Annotated in this window: 23 protein-coding genes and 1 pseudogene; 11 read left to right on the top strand and 13 right to left on the bottom strand. The window is 62.3% G+C overall.

Annotated elements, in window-relative coordinates; all coding sequences use genetic code 11:
- Positions 1-28 precede the first annotated feature (28 nt).
- The 3 genes from BKP54_RS07270 to BKP54_RS07280 are packed head-to-tail and all read left to right on the top strand — an operon-like array spanning position 29 to position 1,669.
- Positions 29-658 (top strand): LysE family translocator, encoded by a 630-nt coding sequence (locus BKP54_RS07270; protein ID WP_025424881.1) that lies wholly within the window; start codon positions 29-31, stop codon positions 656-658.
- A 1-nt stretch (position 659) separates the two neighbouring features.
- Complete coding sequence (locus BKP54_RS07275; RefSeq protein WP_084814324.1) at positions 660-1,232, top strand: hypothetical protein; 573 nt, start codon at positions 660-662, stop codon at positions 1,230-1,232.
- Between the two features lie 29 nt (positions 1,233-1,261).
- Complete coding sequence (locus BKP54_RS07280) at positions 1,262-1,669, top strand: VOC family protein (RefSeq protein ID WP_025424883.1); 408 nt, start codon at positions 1,262-1,264, stop codon at positions 1,667-1,669.
- Between the two features lie 95 nt (positions 1,670-1,764).
- Here the strand turns inward: BKP54_RS07280 and BKP54_RS07285 are convergent, their stop codons facing one another.
- Together BKP54_RS07285 and odc2 are read right to left on the bottom strand one after the other, a co-directional pair.
- Positions 1,765-2,355 (bottom strand): N-acetyltransferase, encoded by a 591-nt coding sequence (locus BKP54_RS07285; RefSeq protein ID WP_025424884.1) that lies wholly within the window; start codon positions 2,353-2,355, stop codon positions 1,765-1,767.
- A gap of 88 nt (positions 2,356-2,443) precedes the next feature.
- Positions 2,444-3,577: an ornithine/lysine decarboxylase gene (gene odc2, locus BKP54_RS07290; RefSeq protein WP_025424885.1), complete on the bottom strand. Its 1,134-nt coding sequence runs from the start codon at positions 3,575-3,577 to the stop codon at positions 2,444-2,446.
- A 707-nt stretch (positions 3,578-4,284) separates the two neighbouring features.
- Here odc2 and BKP54_RS07295 point away from each other — a divergent pair.
- From BKP54_RS07295 to BKP54_RS07310, 4 genes are all read left to right on the top strand, one after another.
- Positions 4,285-5,178 (top strand): LysR family transcriptional regulator, encoded by an 894-nt coding sequence (locus BKP54_RS07295; protein ID WP_025424886.1) that lies wholly within the window; start codon positions 4,285-4,287, stop codon positions 5,176-5,178.
- A 92-nt stretch (positions 5,179-5,270) separates the two neighbouring features.
- A complete protein-coding gene (locus tag BKP54_RS07300; protein ID WP_025424887.1) occupies positions 5,271-5,915 on the top strand; it encodes a DUF1007 family protein in 645 nt (214 codons plus the stop codon).
- The gene (locus BKP54_RS07305) at positions 5,909-6,958 is read left to right on the top strand and encodes a nickel/cobalt transporter (protein ID WP_025424888.1); all 1,050 of its coding nucleotides are present in this window, start codon (positions 5,909-5,911) and stop codon (positions 6,956-6,958) included. The genes BKP54_RS07300 and BKP54_RS07305 overlap by 7 nt, the downstream gene beginning before the upstream one ends.
- Before the next feature lie 112 nt (positions 6,959-7,070).
- The gene (locus BKP54_RS07310; protein ID WP_025424889.1) at positions 7,071-7,382 is read left to right on the top strand and encodes a hypothetical protein; all 312 of its coding nucleotides are present in this window, start codon (positions 7,071-7,073) and stop codon (positions 7,380-7,382) included.
- Between the two features lie 68 nt (positions 7,383-7,450).
- Here BKP54_RS07310 and BKP54_RS07315 read toward each other — a convergent pair whose 3' ends face one another.
- The 4 genes from BKP54_RS07315 to BKP54_RS07330 all read right to left on the bottom strand — a co-directional run bounded on the left by BKP54_RS07315 (position 7,451) and on the right by BKP54_RS07330 (position 10,073).
- Complete coding sequence (locus BKP54_RS07315) at positions 7,451-7,687, bottom strand: hypothetical protein (RefSeq protein WP_057207582.1); 237 nt, start codon at positions 7,685-7,687, stop codon at positions 7,451-7,453.
- A gap of 2 nt (positions 7,688-7,689) precedes the next feature.
- Positions 7,690-8,379, bottom strand: coding sequence for a GNAT family protein (locus BKP54_RS07320; protein WP_038575716.1), 690 nt, complete (start codon positions 8,377-8,379; stop codon positions 7,690-7,692).
- A gap of 145 nt (positions 8,380-8,524) precedes the next feature.
- Positions 8,525-9,232, bottom strand: a complete 708-nt coding sequence (locus BKP54_RS07325) for a tellurite resistance TerB family protein (RefSeq protein ID WP_025424891.1) — start codon at positions 9,230-9,232, stop codon at positions 8,525-8,527.
- Between the two features lie 202 nt (positions 9,233-9,434).
- Positions 9,435-10,073: a 2-dehydro-3-deoxy-phosphogluconate aldolase gene (locus BKP54_RS07330; RefSeq protein ID WP_025424892.1), complete on the bottom strand. Its 639-nt coding sequence runs from the start codon at positions 10,071-10,073 to the stop codon at positions 9,435-9,437.
- Positions 10,074-10,272: 199 nt separating this feature from the next.
- Here BKP54_RS07330 and BKP54_RS07335 point away from each other — a divergent pair, with 199 nt between their 5' ends.
- The 3 genes from BKP54_RS07335 (at position 10,273) to BKP54_RS07345 (ending at position 12,674) form a co-directional block, all read left to right on the top strand.
- The gene (locus BKP54_RS07335) at positions 10,273-10,746 is read left to right on the top strand and encodes a CYTH domain-containing protein (RefSeq protein ID WP_025424893.1); all 474 of its coding nucleotides are present in this window, start codon (positions 10,273-10,275) and stop codon (positions 10,744-10,746) included.
- Complete coding sequence (locus tag BKP54_RS07340) at positions 10,743-11,651, top strand: CHAD domain-containing protein (protein ID WP_025424894.1); 909 nt, start codon at positions 10,743-10,745, stop codon at positions 11,649-11,651. The genes BKP54_RS07335 and BKP54_RS07340 overlap by 4 nt, the downstream gene beginning before the upstream one ends.
- 78 nt (positions 11,652-11,729) lie before the next feature.
- The gene (locus BKP54_RS07345; protein WP_025424895.1) at positions 11,730-12,674 is read left to right on the top strand and encodes a rhodanese-related sulfurtransferase; all 945 of its coding nucleotides are present in this window, start codon (positions 11,730-11,732) and stop codon (positions 12,672-12,674) included.
- A gap of 225 nt (positions 12,675-12,899) precedes the next feature.
- Here the strand turns inward: BKP54_RS07345 and BKP54_RS07350 are convergent, their stop codons facing one another.
- From BKP54_RS07350 to BKP54_RS07370, 5 genes are all read right to left on the bottom strand, one after another.
- Positions 12,900-13,298, bottom strand: coding sequence for a GFA family protein (locus BKP54_RS07350; RefSeq protein ID WP_025424896.1), 399 nt, complete (start codon positions 13,296-13,298; stop codon positions 12,900-12,902).
- 115 nt (positions 13,299-13,413) lie between these two features.
- Positions 13,414-14,190 (bottom strand): MetQ/NlpA family ABC transporter substrate-binding protein, encoded by a 777-nt coding sequence (locus BKP54_RS07355; RefSeq protein ID WP_057221587.1) that lies wholly within the window; start codon positions 14,188-14,190, stop codon positions 13,414-13,416.
- A 38-nt stretch (positions 14,191-14,228) separates the two neighbouring features.
- Positions 14,229-14,894: a methionine ABC transporter permease gene (locus BKP54_RS07360; RefSeq protein ID WP_025424898.1), complete on the bottom strand. Its 666-nt coding sequence runs from the start codon at positions 14,892-14,894 to the stop codon at positions 14,229-14,231.
- Positions 14,884-15,966, bottom strand: coding sequence for a methionine ABC transporter ATP-binding protein (locus BKP54_RS07365; RefSeq protein WP_025424899.1), 1,083 nt, complete (start codon positions 15,964-15,966; stop codon positions 14,884-14,886). The genes BKP54_RS07360 and BKP54_RS07365 overlap by 11 nt, the downstream gene beginning before the upstream one ends.
- A 378-nt stretch (positions 15,967-16,344) precedes the next feature.
- Positions 16,345-16,977 carry a TerC family protein gene (locus BKP54_RS07370; RefSeq protein WP_025424900.1) on the bottom strand — a complete coding sequence of 211 codons (633 nt, stop codon included), beginning with the start codon at positions 16,975-16,977 and terminating at the stop codon, positions 16,345-16,347.
- A gap of 241 nt (positions 16,978-17,218) precedes the next feature.
- Here BKP54_RS07370 and BKP54_RS07375 point away from each other — a divergent pair, with 241 nt between their 5' ends.
- Positions 17,219-18,109 (top strand): NAD(P)-dependent oxidoreductase, encoded by an 891-nt coding sequence (locus tag BKP54_RS07375; protein ID WP_025424901.1) that lies wholly within the window; start codon positions 17,219-17,221, stop codon positions 18,107-18,109.
- A 309-nt stretch (positions 18,110-18,418) separates the two neighbouring features.
- Here the strand turns inward: BKP54_RS07375 and BKP54_RS07380 are convergent, their stop codons facing one another.
- Both BKP54_RS07380 and BKP54_RS34955 read right to left on the bottom strand, forming a co-directional pair.
- Entirely contained in the window at positions 18,419-19,786 is a 1,368-nt protein-coding gene (locus tag BKP54_RS07380) for a GH1 family beta-glucosidase (protein WP_038576503.1), read from the bottom strand.
- Between the two features lie 161 nt (positions 19,787-19,947).
- Positions 19,948-20,090, bottom strand: a pseudogene (locus tag BKP54_RS34955) (gfo/Idh/MocA family oxidoreductase); the annotation flags it as partial.

Here is a 20,090-nt window from a genome sequence, read left to right on the forward strand (position 1 = left end):
AGATTCGCCCTGCACACCGGAGTGTCCCATGGGCGGTACAACCATCCTCGCATTCGCCTTTGTCGCTTTCATCGGTATCGCCACGCCGGGCCCGACCGTGCTGTTGGCGCTGACCAACGGTTCGCGCTACGGCATCAAGCGTGCGCTTGTGGGCATGATCGGCGCCGTTCTCTCGGATTTCGTGCTGATCGGCGCGGTGGCGCTGGGTCTCGGCGCGCTACTCGCTGCCTCGGAATTCTGGTTTACGGTCGTCAAATGGCTCGGCGCCGCCTATCTCGCCTTTCTCGGCGTCATGCTGTTGCGGTCGAAGGGAACGCTCGATGTCGCCATCGACAAAGGCGCCGCCGACGTCGCGACGCCTGCGATTTTTCTGAAGAGCTTTCTGGTCGCCGTCACCAACCCGAAGGGTTATCTCTTCTTCTCGGCCTTCCTGCCGCAGTTCATTGACCTCGCCTTGCCGCAGGCGCCGCAATACGCAGTACTTGCCTTGGTCTTCGCCGCTGTCGATTTTGCCGTGATGCTCGGTTACGCGCTACTCGGCTCCCAGGCGGCTCGTTTTCTCAAGCATTCCGGGGCCGTCTGGCTCGAGCGTATCTGTGGCGGCGCCCTGCTTGCCCTTGCCGGTTCCCTCGCTTTCTATCGCCGCGCCACAAACTGACATGCTGTTCCGCAAGGCCATTCTCTACCAGATCGCCAAGGGCGACGTGACACTGGCCTTTCGGCGCTGGACCAGGCCAACAGTCAAGGCCGGCGGCAGCCTGCGCACAGCGGCCGGCATATTGTCGATCGACGCGATCGAGACCACCGAGGCCGAAGACATCAGCATAGAGGACGCACGTCGCGCCGGGTTCCCGACGCGTGAGGCATTGCTCGCCGAACTCGACGGCAGGCCCGATGGCACGCTTTACCGCATCGCCTTCCACCGCGCGGGCGACGATCCGCGTCTGTCCTTGCGCGATGACGCGACGCTTGCGAAATCCGACTGGGCCATGATTGCCGCCAGGCTCGCCCGCTTTGACGAGGCCGCCGGTCAGATCTGGGCCGAAGCGACACTCCGCCTGATTGCTTCGCGCGACGGGATTACCGCCGCCGAGATCGCTGAACAGGTCGGCATGGATAAACTCAAGCTCAAGCCACGCATCCGCAAACTGAAGGAACTAGGGCTGACGGAAAGCCTGACGGTCGGCTATCGGCTGTCGCCGCGCGGACGGTCCTTCCTTAGCCAGGTATGAGCGATGCCAGCCAAGACAAGGGAGAAGACATGATCGGATATACGATGGTCGGAACGACCGATCTCAAACGCGCCGAACGGTTCTACGATCCGCTGATGGCGTTGATCGGTCAGGAGCGCTGCTGGTGCGACGAGCAGGTGGCGTCCTGGGGACGCAAGGATGATGACCGCGCGCCGCGTTTCTTCACCGGCTATCCCTTCGACGGAAATCCCGCCGGCATCGGCAATGGCGCCATGACCGCGTTCCTCGTGCCAAGCGCTGCGATCATCGACCGGCTGTTTGCAACGGCGATGGAACAGGGCGGCAGTGTCGAGGGCGAACCGGGCTTTCGCCCGCAATACGGAGACGGCTTCTACGCCGCCTATGTGCGCGATCCCGATGGCAACAAGCTTGCCTTCGTCTGCTACGACGCGCGACCGTCTGCCACGGAGGCGTGATCTCGGGTTTTTATGACCTGCTCCCCCACCCCTCGCATGAGGCGGATGGGGGAGCAGCGAAAAATCCGCCCCCGCAGGTTGGAGACGGAAAGAGATCAGGCCGCGCGCCTGACCGGCGGCAGCGCCAACTTGCGGCCATTGGCGACGATGAGGCCGGCAGCGCCCTCGAGCCAGGCATCCCGAAGCTCAAGCGCCAGGAAACGGTTGCGCTCGAACGGACCGGGCATGACCAAATGCTGCGTGCGCGCGGCGAAGAAGCCGAAACGCTCGTAATAGGCGGCATCCCCGACCAGCAGGATCGCGCCGTGACCGCGGTTCTTGGCCTCTTCGATCGCTGCACGCATCAGCATGCCGCCGATGCCCTTGCCTTCATGGGCGGGATCGACTGCCAGCGGACCGAGCAGCAGGGCTGGAATGCTGTGGCCTTCGCGGCTGACGCCGGCCTCGACATTCCACAGGCGAACGGTGCCGATCACGTGACCATCGAGATCGCGGGCGACGAAGGCGAGGCCTTCGGCAGGCACGCGGCCGCTGCGCAGCTTTTCCGACGACTTGCGACGCCGCTCCGGCCCCATCGCCCGATCGAGCAGGTTTTCGCGGGCAACGACGTCACCCGGGTTTTCGTTATCGATAACGAATGTGGACGGCGCGAAAAACGCGCGCAGGGCATCAACAACAGCGGCCATCCGGGCCTCCCGTCATCAAAACCGCTTCAGGCGGCATCTAAGGAAATTGTGAAATGGCGCTCCCGCCCGAGGACGGGAGCAAACCGGATCAGATCACGTAGGACTTCAAGGGCTCGAAGCCGTTGAAGGCGACGGCCGAGTAGGTCGTGGTGTAGGCGCCGGTGCCTTCGATCAGAACCTCGTCGCCGATCGAGAGCGTGATCGGCAGCGGATACATGTTCTTCTCGTACAGCACGTCGGCCGAATCGCAGGTCGGGCCGGCAAGCACGCAGGGCTCCATTTCGTCGCCGTCACGGGCCGTGCGGATCGGGTAGCGGATCGCCTCGTCCATGGTTTCGGCGAGACCGCCGAACTTGCCGATGTCGAGGAACACCCAGCGGTGGCTGTCGTTATCAGACTTCTTCGAAACGAGAACGACTTCCGCCTTGATCACGCCGGCGTTGCCGACCATGCCGCGACCCGGCTCGATGATCGTTTCCGGGATGTGGTTGCCGAAGTGCTTCTTCAGCGCGCCGAAGATCGCCTGGCCGTAGGCTTCAGCGGTCGGCACGTCCTTGAGGTACTTCGTCGGGAAGCCACCGCCCATGTTGACCATCTTGAGCTCGATGCCCTGCTTGGCCAGCTGCACAAAGACGCGCTTGGCATCGGCAAGAGCCGAATCCCAGGCGTCGAGCTTCGTCATCTGCGAACCGACATGGAACGAGACGCCGTAGGAAACGAGGCCATGCTGATGGGCGTAGACGAGCACGTCGACAGCCATCTGCGGGACGCAGCCGAACTTGCGCGACAGCGGCCATTCGGCGCCTTCGCCATCGGTCAGGACGCGGCAGAACACGCGGGCACCAGGGGCGGCACGTGCAACCTTCTCGACTTCCTCATGGCTGTCGACGGCAAAGAGCGACACACCGAGAGCGTGCGCGCGGGCAATGTCGCGCTCCTTCTTGATGGTGTTGCCATAGGAAATGCGCTGGGCGGTCGCACCGGCGTCGAGCGCCATTTCGATTTCAGCGACGGACGCGCAATCGAAGGAGGAGCCCATGCCGGCGAGCAGGCGCAGGATTTCCGGCGCCGGGTTTGCCTTGACGGCGTAATAGATCGAGCTGTCCGGCATCGCGTGGCGGAAGGCCTTGAAATTGTTGCGCACGACGTCGAGGTCGACAACGAGGCAAGGGCCGTCGGGTCGTCGGGTGTTGATGAAGTCGATGATGCGTGCCGTGGTCATGGCCTTATTCCCCTGATCCAAAATGCTCCGCTTTCGCGGAGGACAAAGGGCATACGCGCGAATGCTCTGGAACCAGCCGGTGGAGACCCCGGAACCAAGCATGCGCTCGATGCGCGAACGGTGAATCAAAGCCCGCCTAGGCTTCAATTCGGCTTTGTCTGCCATGGATTGGAGGGGATAACCCAACCGCACTTCCGGCAATGAAGGTGTGCCTCTTCAGTAACCCCGGCTGTTGGAGAGCCGGCAGACACCAGAAAGGCCCGCACCGTCGTTGCTTCAAGATGTCCTCGCATTTCCCGGTTGGCCGGAATAGCGACTGGAGGGGTTAGTTCCAGGTACCTTACCGATACCCTCACCTAATCGAGGGTCGGCGGACACCCACAGGCACGTGCGACTTTGGGCAAGGGCGTAGGTAAGAAAAAACCTTGTCGTAATCAAGAGTTTTTTCGCGGCCGCTGTTGAATTTTTTTCGAGACCGGCAACACTGTCAGTGTTCACGTTTACTGAACAATCGACAGCGACGCAGTGACCGCCACAAACGCTTGAAAGAACTGGATTTATTTTAAGACCTCGCCTATCCGGTCGTCAAAATTCGAAGAGCGGACCGAACCGGCCACAAAGACAGCCGCCGAACAGAGAAACGTGAAAGAAGCATTCGCGGCGAATCAAGGCTCCCGCGACCAGGAAAGACGAAGGAAACACCGGCCATGGACACGCTCACCCGCATCCGCGCCTTCATCGATGTCGTGGACGCCGAAGGGTTTTCGGCCGCCGCCCGCCGCGTCGGCAGGTCGAAGGCGCTCTTGTCGAAATATGTGCGCGAGCTTGAGGACGAACTCGGCGCGCTTCTGCTTAACCGCACGACACGTCAATTCTCGATGACGGAAGCCGGCCACACCTATTATCGCACCGCGTCGGAAATCCTGAAGGAAATCGACAATCTCGCCGATCTCGTGCGCGCCAACAATTCCGACCTCAAGGGCCGGCTGCGCATCACCGCGCCCCGCACTTTCGTCGACGCCGAGATCGGCCAGTCGCTGGTCGATTTCGGCAAGCAGCATCCGGAACTGTCGCTGGAGATCGTTTCGGACGACCGCTTCGTCGACCTCGTCGAAGAGGGCTTCGATGTCGCCATCCGTATCACCCGACTTGAGGATTCGACGCTGATCGCGCGCAAGCTCGACGACTTCCAGGTCCTGATCTGTGCCGCTCCGGACTTCGTGGAGAAGGTCGGGCCGATCGCACATCCGACCGACCTTTCGAAGATCCCCTGCATTCTCGACACCAATGGAAAGTCCTATTCCAACTGGCGCTTCATCGAGCCTGACGGTTCCTCCTTCACCGTTCCCGTCAGTGGCCCGATCGAGGTCAACAGTCCGCTTGCCTCGGTGCGCGCTGCCGTCTCCGGCATCGGTGTGGCGCTGGTTCCCGATTTCATCGCACGGCCCAAGGTTGCCACCGGCGAACTCGTCACGCTCTTTGACGATTTCCTGCCCAGGGACCGCGGCATCTATGCGATCTATCCGCACCGCCGCTACCTGCCGGCCAAAGTGCGCACCCTCGTCGACTACCTGCACGCCTGGTTCCGCAAGCCGCATTGACGCGGCAAGGTCCCAAATCCGTCCCATTTCCAGTACATTGCGGGAACGATTCGAAGGCACTGCTGCGCCCTGACTGAAAGGATTGCCGTTTCATGAGAATTAAGCGCCTCGTCGTGGCCGGCCTTGCCATCCTGCTTGCGCCGACTTTGGCCTTTGCCCATCCGCACATCTTCGCCGAGGCCCGCCTGGAAGTGGCCTCCGACGACAAGGGTGAGGTGAGCGAGCTGAGAAATGTCTGGCGTTTCGACGAGCTATTTTCCGCAAGTGTCGTTCTCGACTTCGACAAGAACTCGAACGCCACGCTCGACCCGGACGAACTGGCGGAAGTCGGCCAGACCGTGCTGGAGTCACTGTCGGAGTACAACTACTACACGACGGCCCTGGAAAACGGCAAATCCATCAAGGTCAGCAAACCTGAGCACATCACCGTCGACTACAAGGACGGCCAGTTGCTGATGATCTTCGCGGTCAAGCCGGCCGAGCCGATGCCGCTCAAGGGCAAGCTCTCCTTCGGCGTCTACGACCCGACCATGTACACGGCCATGGATTTCCCGACCGATGACGACCTGACCGTGGTCGGCGACAAGATCGCCGCCTGCGAACACAAGGTCGTCCGCCCTGATCCTGACGAAGTCCTTGCCGAGAACAAGGACACGCTGACCGATGCTTTCTGGAGCGACCCGACCGGCACCGACATGTCGAAGCTCTTTGCAACCAGGATAGAGATCACATGCTGAACACCCGCAGGATCGGCCGCCTGATTGCCGCGACGCTCGTGTTGACCGCTCTGTCGGCCGGCCTTGCCGCGGCGCAATCGCCGCTCGGCATCGGCACTGCCGAACCGTCGTTTCAGACCACCGGCTTTCTCGGCGGCTTCTTTGCCTGGGTGAATGCAGAGCAGCAGGGCTTCTACCGCACGCTGACAGGCTCGCTGAAGGGCATGCGCGAAAACCCCTGGCAGCTCTGGTCGCTGATTGGCCTTTCCTTTGCCTATGGCGTCTTCCATGCCGCCGGCCCCGGCCATGGCAAGGCGGTCATCTCCTCCTACATGATCGCCAACGAGACTGAGCTGAAGCGCGGCGTGCTGCTCTCCTTCATGTCGTCGATCCTGCAGGGGGTCGTCGCCATCCTGCTTGTCGGCGCGGTTTATCTTCTTTTGCGCGGATCCTCGATCAGCATGACTGACGCGACGCGCTCTCTGGAAATTGCCAGCTACGCCCTGATCGCAGCCTTCGGCGGCTGGCTCTTGTTTCGCAAACTGCGCTCGATGATGCGTCCGACGGCTCTCATGGCAACGGCCGGCGGCGGGCATGTTCACGTCGAGCACGAACACGATCATCACGACCATGCCCACCATCGCCATGACCACACGCATCATCACCACGACCATGGCGCCGGCGAAGTCTGCTCCACCTGCGGCCATGCGCATGCGCCGGATCCGTCGATGCTCAAGGGCGATCGCTTCGCCATCAGCGAGGCCTGGTCGGCGATCGTCGCCGTCGGTCTGCGTCCGTGCTCGGGCGCACTGATCGTGCTGTCCTTCGCCTTACTCAACGGCCTTTATCTCGGCGGCATCCTGTCGGTCTTCGCCATGTCGATCGGCACCGCCATCACGGTATCGATCCTGGCGACGCTGGCCGTCACGGCAAAGGGTTTCGCCGTGCGCTACGCGTCAAGCGCCGCATCGGCCGCCCGCGTCTCGAACGGCATCGAGATCGCAGGCGCCCTGCTCGTGATTATCTTGGGACTGGTCTTGCTGGGCGCCGCGCTGCAAGGATAAGGCAGCTATGTGTTCGCCAGGACGTGCGCCGCTTCCGCAAGCCCGCCCCTTTCCCCCACCCCGGGGGAGGTCAACGTACGTCGTGCGTGGAGCCGCCACACGGACACGGTAGATGAATTTCGACACGCTTGAGTTCGAGGAAATCGCCGCCAACCTCGCACGGGCCGGCTGGGCAATCAAATACATCTGGTCCGGTGAAGCCACCGCTTTCAGGCTCTGGCTTTCCGAAACGCACGGGATTGCGGCGACCGACGTTGGAGGCGGCTACTCGTTCTGGGTTGTCGATCACTATTGGGCGCCGCCATCCGGCGCGCGGAATGTCTCTGACGCGTGGTACTCATTCGGCTACCGTCTTGAAGACGACCCAGAGCTAACGCCCGATCAAATCGGCTTCACGCGTGTGCGAAAGAAAAAACGCTATTGAGGAACCAGGCACGCTGTGGACGGGTCTTCCGAGGCAACTCCCTGCACGTCGGCCCCTAGACCTTACCATCACAGCCCGCGCTTGCGCTGATGCCGCGCGCGCAGCCAGAAGATCAGGAAGAAGCCGAGAACGAAGACGACGCCAAAGGCGCCGGCGAGCCACACCGAGATATCGCCAAGCCTCAGCATGATCGACGGTAGCACGAAGAAGCCGACGCCGACGACGGCCAGAATGACGGCCGCGGCGATCGCCGGCGACTTTTCCTTAGGGGCTTGGTTTTCTCTCGTCTTCTCGGGCGCGTTCACGCTCACTCCTTTGGCGCGAGGTCCGCGCGAATATCTTCCAGCCGCCGCTTCTGACGACCATCGGCATCGAAATTATCAGGCGACAGCCAGTTTTCGAATGCGGCATTGAGCAGCGGCCATTCGCTGTCGATCATCGAGAACCAGGCCGTGTCGCGGTTGCCGCCCTTGGATATCATATGCTGGCGGAAAATGCCTTCAAAACTGAAGCCGAGGCGGAGTGCCGTCGTCCGGCTTGGCTCATTCTCGCTGTTGCACTTCCACTCGTAGCGGCGATAGCCGAGATCCTCGAAGACATGCTTGGCCATGAGGTAATGCACCTCGGTCGACAGCGGCGAACGGGCCATCGCCGCACCATGCGCAACGGACCCGACCTCGACGACGCCATTGGCAGGATCGGCGCGCATGTAGTTCGCCATACCGACGACCTTGCCGCTCGCCTTGTCGCGGAACACTTCCGTGACCCAGCCGCCCTTTTCCTGGGCAGTGGTCAGCCAGGTGTCGAAATCGTCGATGCCGCGGAAATCGGCCTGCGCGAAATACTTGAGCAGCGGATTGATGCCCATACCGCCGAGCCCATCCCAGAGGTCCTGCCTGTGCATCGCACGGTCATAGGGTTCAAGCCGGACATAGCGACCCTCGATCGCCACCGGCTTCGGTGCCGGGCATCCCTTCCAGTTGCTCAGATCACGCATCGGCCACCTCTCCGGCTGCAGCAATTCAAAGTGCTATAGCGACCTTTGCGCGTCTGGTAAGACGCGCGGCGCTATCGACTTCGGCATAGGGCAGAGAAGCGGCCGACACAAATTCAAACTGGTGATCAATCCATGAGCGAAATGATCAGGCCGGGACCTTGGCCGACGACACGGTCGCTTCGATATGATCGACCAGCGCATCGGGAAGGCCGAGGCGACCGGCGAGCAGATCGAGATAGCCCCGCTCGGCGCGGCTTTCCGGCTCGATCGTCAGGCGCGACGCGGTATAAACCTCGACGCGCTCTTCCTCGGTCTTCGCAGCGTTGACGATGGCGTCGATATCGACCGGATTGGCCAGCTCGCCCTCGAGGAACGCCGACGCATCGGCCGACAGACCGGACACCGAAAGCTTATCCATGATGTGGCGGCGCTCGACCTCGTCGATATGGCCGTCGGCGCGCGAGGCGGCGATCATGGCGCGCACGAGAATAAGCGCGAAGTCGTGGCTGATCTTTTCCGGCTCGGCGGCAAATCCGGAATCGGTCGGCGGCGGCAAGAGTTCAGGCTGCTTCTGGGCGGTGGGATCGGTGACCGGCGCGTTGCCGGACTGATAGTTCTTGTAGGCCTGATAGCCGAGGCCGGCGATGGCTGCGAGCCCTCCGAGCACGGCCGCATTGCCGGTCAGCTGCCGGCCCGACTTGGTGCCGAGCAGAACGGCGGCGATGGCACCGGTTGCCAGCGGATTGTCCTTGGCGAGTTGCGTAACCTGGCCGGCGCGGTCGCGCACCGAGCCACCCGCTCCCGGCACCTGCGATCCGAGAAACTGGTCCAGCAATTTCTTCGCGTCGAACATGGGGTTTCGCTCCTTGTCGGTTCCAGGCGGATTAAAAACCATGCGGAACAGGGCGCCGCCTGCACCCGCTCCATCAAACCGATTGAGACATAGGAACGTTGCACTGGAAATACAAACTCGCGTTGCGCACGAAAATGGCCGGGCACACGAAAAAGGCCGGACTGACGCCCGGCCTCGAAATTCTCAAGCGATCGGGCGAGCCTCAGCCCTTGAGCGCAAAGGCCTCGGCCGCAAGCTTGGTGATGCCGGCCCAGTCGCCCTTCGTCACCAGATCCTTCGGCGCCACCCACGAGCCGCCGACGCAGATGACGTTCGGCAGCGACAGGTAGTCGCGGGCGTTCGAAAGCGAGATGCCGCCGGTCGGGCAGAAGAAGGTGCCGGCAAGCGGCGACGACAGCGACTTGAGATAGGCAGCGCCACCGGCCTGTTCCGCCGGGAAGAACTTCATGACGTCGTAGCCTTCTTCGCGCAGGCCCATGACTTCGCTGGCGGTCGCAGCACCCGGGAGCAACGGGGCGTCGTGGTCGTTGGCAACGTCGATCAGCTCCTGCGTCGTGCCCGGGCTGACGATGAACTGCGAACCGGCTTCGATCGCCGCCTCGAACTGGGCGGCATTGAGGATGGTGCCGGCACCGGCAACCGCACCCTCGACCTCGTTGGCAACGGCGCGGATCGCTTCGAGCGCCGCGGGCGTGCGCAAGGTGATCTCGATCGCTTTCAGTCCACCGGCGACGAGCGCCCGCGCCAGCGGCACGGCGGTCGCCACATCGTCGATCACCAGAACCGGGACGACCGGCTGCAGTTTGAGGATGGAAAGAAGCTTGTCGGTTTTCGCACTCATGCAGATCGTCCTTTTAAAACGATTGAATATGCGTTCCGCATACTCCGCCTGCTGCCGCTTGTCGAGGCCGAACACCAAGCCGGTTCACCATTCATACATAAGCAAAAAAGAAAATAACTTCGACAACAAAGAGATGCTTGAGCCTTGCCCGTAAAACGATAGTTTGATGACATCGACCCTCTCGAAATGCGGGATACCCATGGCGAAGGAGATAGAGCGCAAGTTCCTGGTGGCCTCCGACGGTTGGCGGGAGCGTGCCGACAAGGGCACCCAGCTCCGGCAGGCCTATGTCGTCACTATGGACGACCGGTCCGTGCGCGTGCGGATCCACGGCAACAAATGGGCGCGGCTGACAATCAAGATCGGCAAGTCGGCGCTGGTCCGCAATGAATACGAATATGATCTGCCGATGGACGACGCCAGCGAAATGCTGACCCAGGCAGTGGGCGTCGTTATCGAGAAACGGCGCTACCGGGTGCCGCACAAGGGCTTTGTGTGGGAGGTCGACGTCTACGAAGGCGCACTTGAGGGGCTCGTCGTCGCCGAGGTCGAGATGAAGCGGGAGACCGATCTGCCCGCACTTCCCGACTGGCTGGGACCGGAGATCACCGGGGACCGGCGCTATTCCAACCAGGCGCTCGCCACCAACGGGCCTGTGGAAGAACAAGCATGAGCTACGCCTTCCGCCCAGGCGGGGCCTTCACCGACGATTTCAAAAATGTCGGCGCCGAACAATTCGAGCAGGCGATCGAGGTCCTGCGGCTGCGCCCTGATGGCGTGCACGAGGCAATCCACGACGCCCGCAAGTGTTTCAAGCGCCTGCGTGCACTCTATCGGCTCATCGCCTCCGACGCGCCGCTGTTTCAAAAACAGGAGAATGCCCGCATTCGCAACATGGCGCGCAATCTCTCGGCTGTCAGGGACGCCGCCGCGCTCGTCGAAAATGCCCGCTATCTGCATGAGGGCGCCCGTAGCGACGACGAGGAGAAGGCGCTCGACCGCGTCTGCTCGCGACTGGCCGAGCGACGCGACCGGATTGCCGCCGGCCAAACCGATATCGAGGACAGGATCGCAGCCACCATCGTCAATTGCGAACAGGCCATGGCGGCGCTTGCCCATGTCTCCTTCGACGACCGTCGCCGCAAGACGGCCGACCGGCTGGCGAAGGGCTGGCGGCGCACGTTGAAGCGCGCTGCCCGCGCCGTTGAGGCCTGCCAGGCAAGCACCGAGGCCGCCGCCTTCCACGAGTTGCGCAAGCGCGCGCAGGATTATCGCATGCACCTTGCCTTGATGCGTGAGGCCTGGCCCTCGGCGATGCAGGCAAAACGCCTGGATGCCAAAGCGCTGGTCGAAATTCTCGGCCACCTCAACGACCTCGACGTCATGACCTCGCTCGTCAACGAGGATCCAGGCCTTGCCGGCGACAGCCAGGATCAGGCTCATCTGATCTCCGCTGTCATCGCTCGCCAGGAAAGCCTGCGCTTAGAGGCGCTGGATCGCGCAGCCAACGTCTTTCTCGATGCGCCGGATGTCGAGAGCCGGACCATCCGGCTCCTTTGGCTGGAGGCCAGTCGCTAGCCGCCGGCCGCGACAGATGGCCCCTGGAGGGGAGGTCCGGATTGCACTTGCGGCGCGAAAGCTGTATTTGCACGCCCCATGACCGACATTTCAACGACCCCGCGCCCCGAGACGCATGGCCAGTTCATGGTCGCAGCGCTCTATCATTTCGTCGCCTTCCCGCGTTTCGCCGAATTCCGCGAACCGCTGCAGACCGTTTGCGACGAGAATGGCGTCAAGGGAACCCTGCTTCTCGCCCATGAGGGCATCAACGGCACGATCGCCGGCACCGACGCCGGCATCACGGCGGTGCTTTCCTATCTGCGCTCGCAGCCGGAATTTTCGGGCCTGGAGCACAAGGAAAGCCGTGCTTCCTCGATGCCGTTCCTGCGCATGAAGGTGCGGCTGAAAAAGGAAATCGTCACCATGGGCGTCAACAACATCGACCCCAACAAGATCGTCGGCACCTATGTCGATCCCAAGGATTGGAACGCGCTGATCTCCGATCCCGAAACGATCGTCATCGACACGCGCAACGACTACGAGACCGCGATCGGCATATTCAAGGGCGCGGTCGATCCGCAGACCAAGACCTTCCGCGAGTTTCCAGACTGGGTGCGCAACAATGCCGGCCTGCACAACAAGCCGAAGATCGCCATGTATTGCACCGGCGGCATCCGCTGCGAGAAGGCGACCGCCTTCATGAAGGAGCAGGGCTTCGACGAGGTCTTCCACCTCAAGGGCGGCATCCTGAAGTATCTCGAAGAGGTGCCGCAGGAGGAAAGCCTCTGGGAAGGCGCCTGCTTCGTCTTCGACGACCGCGTGTCGGTCACGCACGGGCTTGAAGAGGGCGAGCACACGCTCTGCCACGCCTGCCGCCAGCCGCTGACCCCGGCCGACCTCGCCTCCCCGCACCACGAGGAAGGCGTGTCCTGCATCCATTGCCACGAAGTCCGCACCGACGAGGACCGCGAGCGTTACCGCCAGCGGCAACGCCAGATCACGCTTGCCAAAAAGCGCGGCGAGAAACATCTCGGAAGCTGAAGCGGCTGTCGAAGAAGTCGCGCCGCATCCGCCTGCCGGCACCTTCTCCCCGCAAGCGGGGCGAAGGGAGATGCCGCGCCATCCGTATCCCAAAGAACCGCCCATTCACATCAAGTCAGTATTTTCCGTAACGGAACCGCCGGCAACCCTGCACCCGGGCCACGTACCCTCTCCCCGCATGCGGCGAGAGGGTTAGAGCGAGGGGCAAATCTTGCTGTCTCGCCTCTAGCCCGGCAGCGCCTCGCATTCCTGCAGGGCCATCGCCGCCCGATCCCATTTGGGCCGGCTGCGCGTGAAGATCGCATCCGTTGGCGTGAACTCGGAGAGATCGTCAAGCGTGCCGGCATAGACCGTCAGTCGACCATCATCCGGCAGGCCACTTCCAAAAACCTGGCTGCCGCAGGTCTCGCAGAAATGGCGGATGGAAATGTTGCCATTCGCAGCAATGGTCTGGTAGCCGCGACAAGACCCCGTCGCAATCACATCCGAACGATCGAAAATCATGTAGCAGCAATGCCCGGTACCGGTGATCCGCTGGCAATCGCGACAATGGCAAAAGCCGGAATAGGACGGCGACCGCTTCGCCTCATACCGTATGGCGCCGCAGTGACATCCACCCTTCATGCCGGCCTCCTCCTGTGATTGCAGAGGAGATAGCGCGCCGCAGCCAGCATTCAAAAGAAAACCGCGCGCCGGGGTACGGCGCGCGGTTCGATATCGGGTTTCTACGGGCTGGAAATTACCAGCTCGGGATCAGCGCGCCCTTGAAGGTCTCGTTGATGAAGGTCTTCACCTTTTCGTCGTGGTAGGCTTCGACGAGCGTCTTCACCCAGGGCGCGTCCTTGTCGGCGGTGCGCACGGCAATGACGTTGGCGTAGGGCGACTTCTCGCCTTCGATGGCGATGGCGTCTTCCTTCGGATGCAGGTCGGCCTCGAGCGCGTAGTTGGTGTTGATCACTGCTGCGTCGACATCGGCGAGCGAGCGCGGAAGCTGGGCCGCATCCAGTTCGGCAAATGTGATGTTCTTCGGGTTTTCTGTGATGTCGGATGGGGTCACCTTCAGGCCGACTTCCGGCTTGACCTTGATGAGACCCTTGGACGCGAGCACGAGCAGCGCGCGGCCACCATTGGTCGGATCGTTCGGGATGCCGATCGTCGCGCCATCCTTCAGCTCGTCGAGGTTCTTCACCTTGCTCGAATAGACGCCCATCGGCGTGGTGATGGTGGTGCCGACGCTGACGATATCGAAACCGCGATCGGCGATCTGGTTGTCGAGGTAAGGCTGGTGCTGGAACGAATTTGCGTTGAGGTCGCCGTCGGCAAGCGCCTGGTTCGGAACGACGTAATCGGAGAATTCGAGGATCTCGATGTCGAGGCCCTTGGGCGCCGCGACTTCCTTCACCTTCTCCATGATCTGGGCGTGCTCGCCCGGCGTCACGCCAACCTTGATGGTTTCGGCCAGTGCGGTACCGGCCGTAAGGGCTGCGATTGCCGCAGCAATGATGAGCTTCTTCATGGGTATCTCCTTGTTGGTGATTTGAATGTCCTGGGAAATCAGTTCTTGCGGCTACGCCTGTCGAAGTGGCGTGCCAGTCCGTCGCCGGCACTCTGCACCAGCTGCACCAGCACGATGAGCACGATGACGACGACGAGCATCACGTCGGGCATGAAGCGCTGGTAACCGTAGCGGATGCCGAGATCGCCGAGCCCGCCGCCGCCGACCGCGCCGACCATGGCGGAGTAACCAATGAGGCTGACGGCTGTCATGGTCAGCGCCATCGTCAGCGCCGGGCGGGCCTCCGCGAGCAGAACCTTGAAGACGATCTGCATCGGCGTGGCACCCATGGCACGGGCCGCCTCGATCAGTCCCTTGTCAATCTCGCGGATCGCCGCCTCCACCAGACGTGCAACGAAGGGAATGGTCGCGATCGTCAGCGGCACGATCGCCGCCTTGGTGCCGATCGACGTTCCGGTGAGAAGCCGGGTGAAGGGAATGATGGCAACGACCAGGATGATGAACGGGGTCGAGCGCGCCGCATTGACGATCAGCCCGACGATGCGGTTGATCGTCGGTGCCGGAAAGAGTTCGCCCTTGCCGCTGGTCGCCAGGAATATGCCGATCGGCAAGCCGATCAGTGAGCCGATCAGGCCGGCGGCCGCGACCATGTAGAGTGTGTCGAGCGTGGCACCCCAGATCTTTAACAGGATATCAGGCGACATAGCCGAGCACCTCCGTGACCAGACCGTTTTCAGTGAAGAAGCGTTCGGCACGGCCTGCGGTTTCCGCATCCGCGCCATAGGCGACGACCAGCGAGCCGTAGGGCCGGCCGCCGATCTCGTCGATCGTTCCGGCGATGATGTTGACCTCGGCGCCGACCGACTTGATCAGCTGCGAAATCAGCGGCCGTTCTGCCGCCGCGCCAAAGAAGGTCAGGCGCACGACGGCGCGGTCGCCGACGGCAGCCTGCGGCTTCAGCGCGCGGGACACTGCGTCGGGCAGCTTCGAGCCCGGCAGGCCGGAGAGCATCGCCCGTGTCGTCTCGTGCTTCGGATGGGTGAAGACATCGAAGGTGTGGCCGCGTTCGACAATGCGGCCGTGATCGATGACGGCGACATCGGAGGTGACCGCCTTCACCACTTCCATCTCGTGGGTGATGAGCAGCACGGTCAGGCCGAGATCGGCATTGATGCGCTTCAGCAGTTCCAGGATCGATTGCGTCGTCTCGGGATCGAGCGCCGATGTCGCTTCGTCCGACAAAAGCAGCTTCGGCTCGGTCGCAAGCGCCCGGGCGATGCCGATCCGCTGCTTCTGGCCGCCGGAAAGCTCGGAGGGGTAACGGCCATGCTTGTCGGCAAGCCCGACAAGGTCGAGCAGCGGGCGCACGCGCTTTTCGATGGCTCCCTTGTCCATGCCGGCGATTTCGAGCGGCAGCGCCACATTGCCGAACACGGTACGCGACGACAGCAGATTGAAATGCTGGAAGATCATGCCGACCGAGCGGCGCAACGTGCGAAGACCCGCCTCGTCGAGCGCGCCGACATCGACGCCGTCGACGAGCACCTTGCCGCCCGTCGGCTTCTCCAGCCCGTTGACCAGGCGGATCAGCGTCGACTTGCCGGCGCCGGAGCGGCCGATGATACCGGTGATCGAGCCGCGGCCGACCGAAAGGGAGACGTTGTCGAGCGCGGTAAAGCCGCCGCTCTTGCCGGACGCTGCGAAATGCTTGGAAACGCCGTCGAAGATGACGGCGGCATCGCCGGGCGCCGGTGCTTTATAGGCGGAAACGCTCATCGTTCGGATACCCCCGAAAGAGGCGTTATCGTTATGGACGGGTACATAGGTGCTCTCGGATGCTCGAAACTCAAAATCCCGGACTCGGGGCGCGGGATGGAAGGCGCGTCTTGTCAGGCCGACATTCGACAACGCATTCGGAACAGGGAGCACTTCTCTAGCATTAGCCAACCGGTGAGTTCAACGTCGTTGCCGCAGGAAGAACATGCGACATAATCTACGGCCCTTATGGACAATAGATCCCGGCTTTTACAGGTATGATTTTCCGGGTTGCTTCACGTTTGCGGAAAAAACCGCTCTTTCGCAAATGGCGCTGAAAGAAGCCTGCTGCGCACCGGCCCGATAAGCGGGCCGATGCGCACGATCTGCCGATGACGGTCAAACGCCGATGGCGTGAGCGACCGGCGCCAGATGCGGCCAGACTTCGAGTGAGCCGCGATAGATCATGTTGAGTGCCACATAGAGGATGATGGCGAGACCGACATAGGCGATCCAGTGATAGCGGTTGAGCAGCCGGGCGATGAAGCTGGCGGCAATGCCCATCAGCGCGATCGAAAGGATGAGGCCGAAGACGAGGATCGTCGGATGCTCGCGCGCAGCGCCGGCGACCGCCAACACGTTGTCGAGCGACATCGAGACGTCGGCAATGACGATCTGGATGGCTGCCTGAAGGAAGGTCTTTCGCGGCGCCGAATTGGCCCCCTCGCCCTCAAAATCTTCGGCCCCGCCGGCGCGGATCTCGCGCCACATCTTCCAGCAGACCCAGAGAAGCAGAAGGCCACCGGCCAGCAGCAGCCCGATGATATCGAGAAGCTGTACCGTGACGCTGGCAAGCGCGATGCGAAGGACCGTGGCGGCAAGAATGCCGACCAGGATCGCCTTGCGGCGCTGCTCGGTCGGCAGACCGGCGGCTGCAAGGCCGATGACGACGGCATTGTCGCCGGCCAGAACCAGGTCGATGACGATGACCTGCAGAAGCGCCAGCAGCCCGGCAGAGGTGAAGATTTCCATGATCGATAGTCCCCCAGGCGCCCCGCACGCCTATTCGCTGTCGCTAACGCATAGAACAAGGGGCGTTGGCGGATCAAGGGGTTGAGACGGACAGCTTCGCAATACGCACCGGAATGATGGCACTGCGCAGCGCGTTGTTGCTTCAACGGCTATGCAGAGATTGTGGCGGACTTCACAGTTTACTGAGCACAGTTCTCTGATACGAAACACAACAAGACTGAGTCGAAAGGCAGGAGAGCGGATGCGCATCGTTTTGACCGGAAGTTCGGGGCGCATCGGCCGGGCGATCTACAATGCCCTGACGCCCGATCACGACGTGATCGGCATCGACCGCGCGCCTTTTGCGACGACGGAGATCACAGGTGACTTTGTCGACGGTGTCCTCCTGGAACGCGCCATGCAGGGGGCCGATGCCGTCATCCATGCGGCTGCTCTGCATGCGCCACACGTCGATACGATCCCGGACGCGGAATTCGAGCGCGTCAATGTGATGGGCACCCATCTCGTCATTGCCGCGGCTCAAGCCACCGGCGTCCGCCGTATCGTCTTCACCAGCACGACGGCACTGTACGGCCATGCGGTGAAAGAGGGTGCCTGCACCTGGATCACCGAGGAAACGCCACCGCAACCGCACACGATCTACCATCACACCAAGCTTGCCGCCGAGGCTTTGTTGGAAAACGCCGCCGACCGGGCGCTGCATATCCGTGTCCTGCGTATGTCCAGATGTTTTCCGGAGCAGGCCGACCGCATGGCGGCGTATCGGCTGCACCGCGGCATCGACGTCCGCGATGTGGCGGACGCGCATGTGGCGGCGCTCGACAATGACGGGCCTGCCTTTCAGCGGTTCGTCATTTCAGGCGAGCCGGCCTTCCTGCCGACCGATTGCCGGCATCTGGCAAGCGATGCAGCCTCGGTTCTGCGGGAGCGGGCGAGCAAATTTGCTCAGGCCTTTGCCGAGCGCGGCTGGTCGCTGCCGGCATCGATCGACCGTATCTACGATCCGAGTGCCGCCATCGGCGCGCTCGGATGGAAGCCGCGTTTCGGTTTCAAGGAAGTCCTGGCCCAGCTCGACCGCGGCAGCCTCGAGGTGCTGCCGGTGCGCAAAGCGGCCCCAGGGCGCTTCGATTGACAGGACGTCTTGCGCGCCTCAATGGGCGCGCAAGACTGATGACAAAGTCATCCATATGACCTGTTCGACATTCACGTGTCTTGTTGACTCCCAAAGCGCCCTCATTCCTGTGCCTGTCACAGGAATCCAGCCAGCCCAAGTCCTTGGGTTGAAAGATCTGTTGGCCCGACAGACGTCGGGCCGCTGGATCCCCGCTACAAGGGCGAGGATGAGGAGAACAGCATGTTTCGCCCGTCAACCAGGCTATCGCAGTGGTTTGCCATCAACCTGAGCTCTGCACGCCTCAACGGGCGCGCAAGGCACCAGCCATCAGATGTGGTTGCCCGCGGGAAACTCTTCGGCCAATGACTTGTACCAGTGGCCGCTCTTCTTGATCGTGCGCACTTGCGTCTCATAGTCCACATGCACGATGCCGAAGCGCATCTTGTAGCCTTCGGCCCACTCGAAATTGTCCATCAGGCTCCAGGCGAAGTAGCCGCGCATGGGGTAGCCCTTGGAAATCAGGTCTGCCGTCACCGACAGGTGCTCGGCGATGTAGTCGAGCCGCGGCTGGTCGTCGACCGCACCATTTTCGACGCCCATGTTGTAGCAGGCGCCATTCTCGGTGATGTAGCAATCGGGCAGGTCGTAGCGGGCGTTAAGCGTCTCCACCAGTTGGCCGAGCGCCGGCGCATAGACCTCCCAGCCGATATCCGTCTTCACGTCGCTGACCGGCTTGGCGTTGATCGTCGCGGGATATTCGGCACCGGCGGCAGCATCATCACTGACGCGCATTGGCGTGTAGTAGTTAAGGCCCCACCAATCGAGCGGCCGCGAAATCGTTTCCATGTCGCCGTCTTCGATATCGGGCATGCGATGGCCGAGCGCGCTCATGAAGCTTTCGGGATACTCGCCCTTGAAGATCGGACCGAAGAAGACGCCGTTGTGGAAATCGAAGGCGCGCTCAGCGGCCGCCTTGTCGGCAGCAGCGTCGCTGCCGGGATAGACCGAATGAGCGTTGATAACGATGCCGGCTGGCAGGTTCGGCCGCTCCGAGCGGATGGCGTCGACGCCGAGGCCATGTGCCAGGTTGGTGAAATGCAGCGCGTGCAGCGCCGCGTCCATGTTGCGCTCGCCCGGCGCGTGAATGCCGTAGAGATGGCTGAGCCACACCGAGCACCAGGGCTCGTTGAAGGTCGCGATCGCGTCGAGCCGGTCGCCGAGCCGAGCGATGACAGTCTTGGCATAACGCTGGAAGGCGTAGGCCGTGGTGCGCGCCGTCCAGCCGCCGTCGCCCATCAGCGCCAGCGGCAGGTCCCAGTGATAAAGCGTGGCGAAGGCCTTGATGTTACGCGCCTTCAGGCCGTCAACGAGACGGTCGTAGAAGTCGAGGCCCTTCTCGTTGATCGGGCCGGTGCCTTCGGGAATGATGCGCGGCCAGGCGATCGAGAACCGGTAGGCCTCGACGCCGAGGCTCTTGATCAGATCGAGATCATCGTCGAGCCTGTTGTAGTGATCGCAGGCGATATCGCCATTGTGCCGGCCGAAGACCCGGCCCGGCATGTTGGAGAAGGCATCCCAGATCGATGGCTTGCGCCCGTCCATCTTGGTGGCTCCCTCGATCTGGAAGGAGGCCGTCGCCACTCCGAACACGAAATCGCCCGGGAAACGTTGGGCAAGGGTTTTTGCTTCGATCATCAGCCTGTCTCGTCCTTTGCAGCGGCCCGCATCCGGCGGGCGGCCGCTCACCTTGTGTATTTTCATTCTTGTTGCGGGCGGGCCTAAAGCGACACCGGCAAAAGTCAACTCGCGAAAAAGGGCGAGGCACCCCTCGCCCTGCCCCCCGGCATGCTTTCCGACTACACCTTTACCCATGCGCCGTTTCGTTTTGACGACTGCACGCAGGCATCGACGAAGGCCATGCCCTTCATACCGTCGTCGATTGTCGGATAGGTGACGGCGGCATCGATCGCCTCGCCCTTTCGTTTGGCGAAGATCGCCC

This window comes from Ensifer sp. 1H6 (genome assembly GCF_001976035.1).
Classification (GTDB): Bacteria; Pseudomonadota; Alphaproteobacteria; order Rhizobiales; family Rhizobiaceae; genus Ensifer; species Ensifer canadensis.

What these genes read in the sequence shown, in the direction of transcription:
- BKP54_RS07270 (WP_025424881.1), top strand. Translation starts at nt 29, where the DNA reads ATGGGCGGTACAACCATCCTCGCATTCGCCTTTGTCGCTTTCATCGGT.
- BKP54_RS07275 (WP_084814324.1), top strand. Translation starts at nt 660, where the DNA reads ATGCTGTTCCGCAAGGCCATTCTCTACCAGATCGCCAAGGGCGACGTG.
- BKP54_RS07280 (WP_025424883.1), top strand. Translation starts at nt 1,262, where the DNA reads ATGATCGGATATACGATGGTCGGAACGACCGATCTCAAACGCGCCGAA.
- BKP54_RS07285 (WP_025424884.1), bottom strand. Translation starts at nt 2,355, where the DNA reads ATGGCCGCTGTTGTTGATGCCCTGCGCGCGTTTTTCGCGCCGTCCACA.
- odc2 (WP_025424885.1), bottom strand. Translation starts at nt 3,577, where the DNA reads ATGACCACGGCACGCATCATCGACTTCATCAACACCCGACGACCCGAC.
- BKP54_RS07295 (WP_025424886.1), top strand. Translation starts at nt 4,285, where the DNA reads ATGGACACGCTCACCCGCATCCGCGCCTTCATCGATGTCGTGGACGCC.
- BKP54_RS07300 (WP_025424887.1), top strand. Translation starts at nt 5,271, where the DNA reads ATGAGAATTAAGCGCCTCGTCGTGGCCGGCCTTGCCATCCTGCTTGCG.
- BKP54_RS07305 (WP_025424888.1), top strand. Translation starts at nt 5,909, where the DNA reads ATGCTGAACACCCGCAGGATCGGCCGCCTGATTGCCGCGACGCTCGTG.
- BKP54_RS07310 (WP_025424889.1), top strand. Translation starts at nt 7,071, where the DNA reads ATGAATTTCGACACGCTTGAGTTCGAGGAAATCGCCGCCAACCTCGCA.
- BKP54_RS07320 (WP_038575716.1), bottom strand. Translation starts at nt 8,379, where the DNA reads ATGCGTGATCTGAGCAACTGGAAGGGATGCCCGGCACCGAAGCCGGTG.
- BKP54_RS07325 (WP_025424891.1), bottom strand. Translation starts at nt 9,232, where the DNA reads ATGTTCGACGCGAAGAAATTGCTGGACCAGTTTCTCGGATCGCAGGTG.
- BKP54_RS07330 (WP_025424892.1), bottom strand. Translation starts at nt 10,073, where the DNA reads ATGAGTGCGAAAACCGACAAGCTTCTTTCCATCCTCAAACTGCAGCCG.
- BKP54_RS07335 (WP_025424893.1), top strand. Translation starts at nt 10,273, where the DNA reads ATGGCGAAGGAGATAGAGCGCAAGTTCCTGGTGGCCTCCGACGGTTGG.
- BKP54_RS07340 (WP_025424894.1), top strand. Translation starts at nt 10,743, where the DNA reads ATGAGCTACGCCTTCCGCCCAGGCGGGGCCTTCACCGACGATTTCAAA.
- BKP54_RS07345 (WP_025424895.1), top strand. Translation starts at nt 11,730, where the DNA reads ATGACCGACATTTCAACGACCCCGCGCCCCGAGACGCATGGCCAGTTC.
- BKP54_RS07350 (WP_025424896.1), bottom strand. Translation starts at nt 13,298, where the DNA reads ATGAAGGGTGGATGTCACTGCGGCGCCATACGGTATGAGGCGAAGCGG.
- BKP54_RS07355 (WP_057221587.1), bottom strand. Translation starts at nt 14,190, where the DNA reads ATGAAGAAGCTCATCATTGCTGCGGCAATCGCAGCCCTTACGGCCGGT.
- BKP54_RS07360 (WP_025424898.1), bottom strand. Translation starts at nt 14,894, where the DNA reads ATGTCGCCTGATATCCTGTTAAAGATCTGGGGTGCCACGCTCGACACA.
- BKP54_RS07365 (WP_025424899.1), bottom strand. Translation starts at nt 15,966, where the DNA reads ATGAGCGTTTCCGCCTATAAAGCACCGGCGCCCGGCGATGCCGCCGTC.
- BKP54_RS07370 (WP_025424900.1), bottom strand. Translation starts at nt 16,977, where the DNA reads ATGGAAATCTTCACCTCTGCCGGGCTGCTGGCGCTTCTGCAGGTCATC.
- BKP54_RS07375 (WP_025424901.1), top strand. Translation starts at nt 17,219, where the DNA reads ATGCGCATCGTTTTGACCGGAAGTTCGGGGCGCATCGGCCGGGCGATC.
- BKP54_RS07380 (WP_038576503.1), bottom strand. Translation starts at nt 19,786, where the DNA reads ATGATCGAAGCAAAAACCCTTGCCCAACGTTTCCCGGGCGATTTCGTG.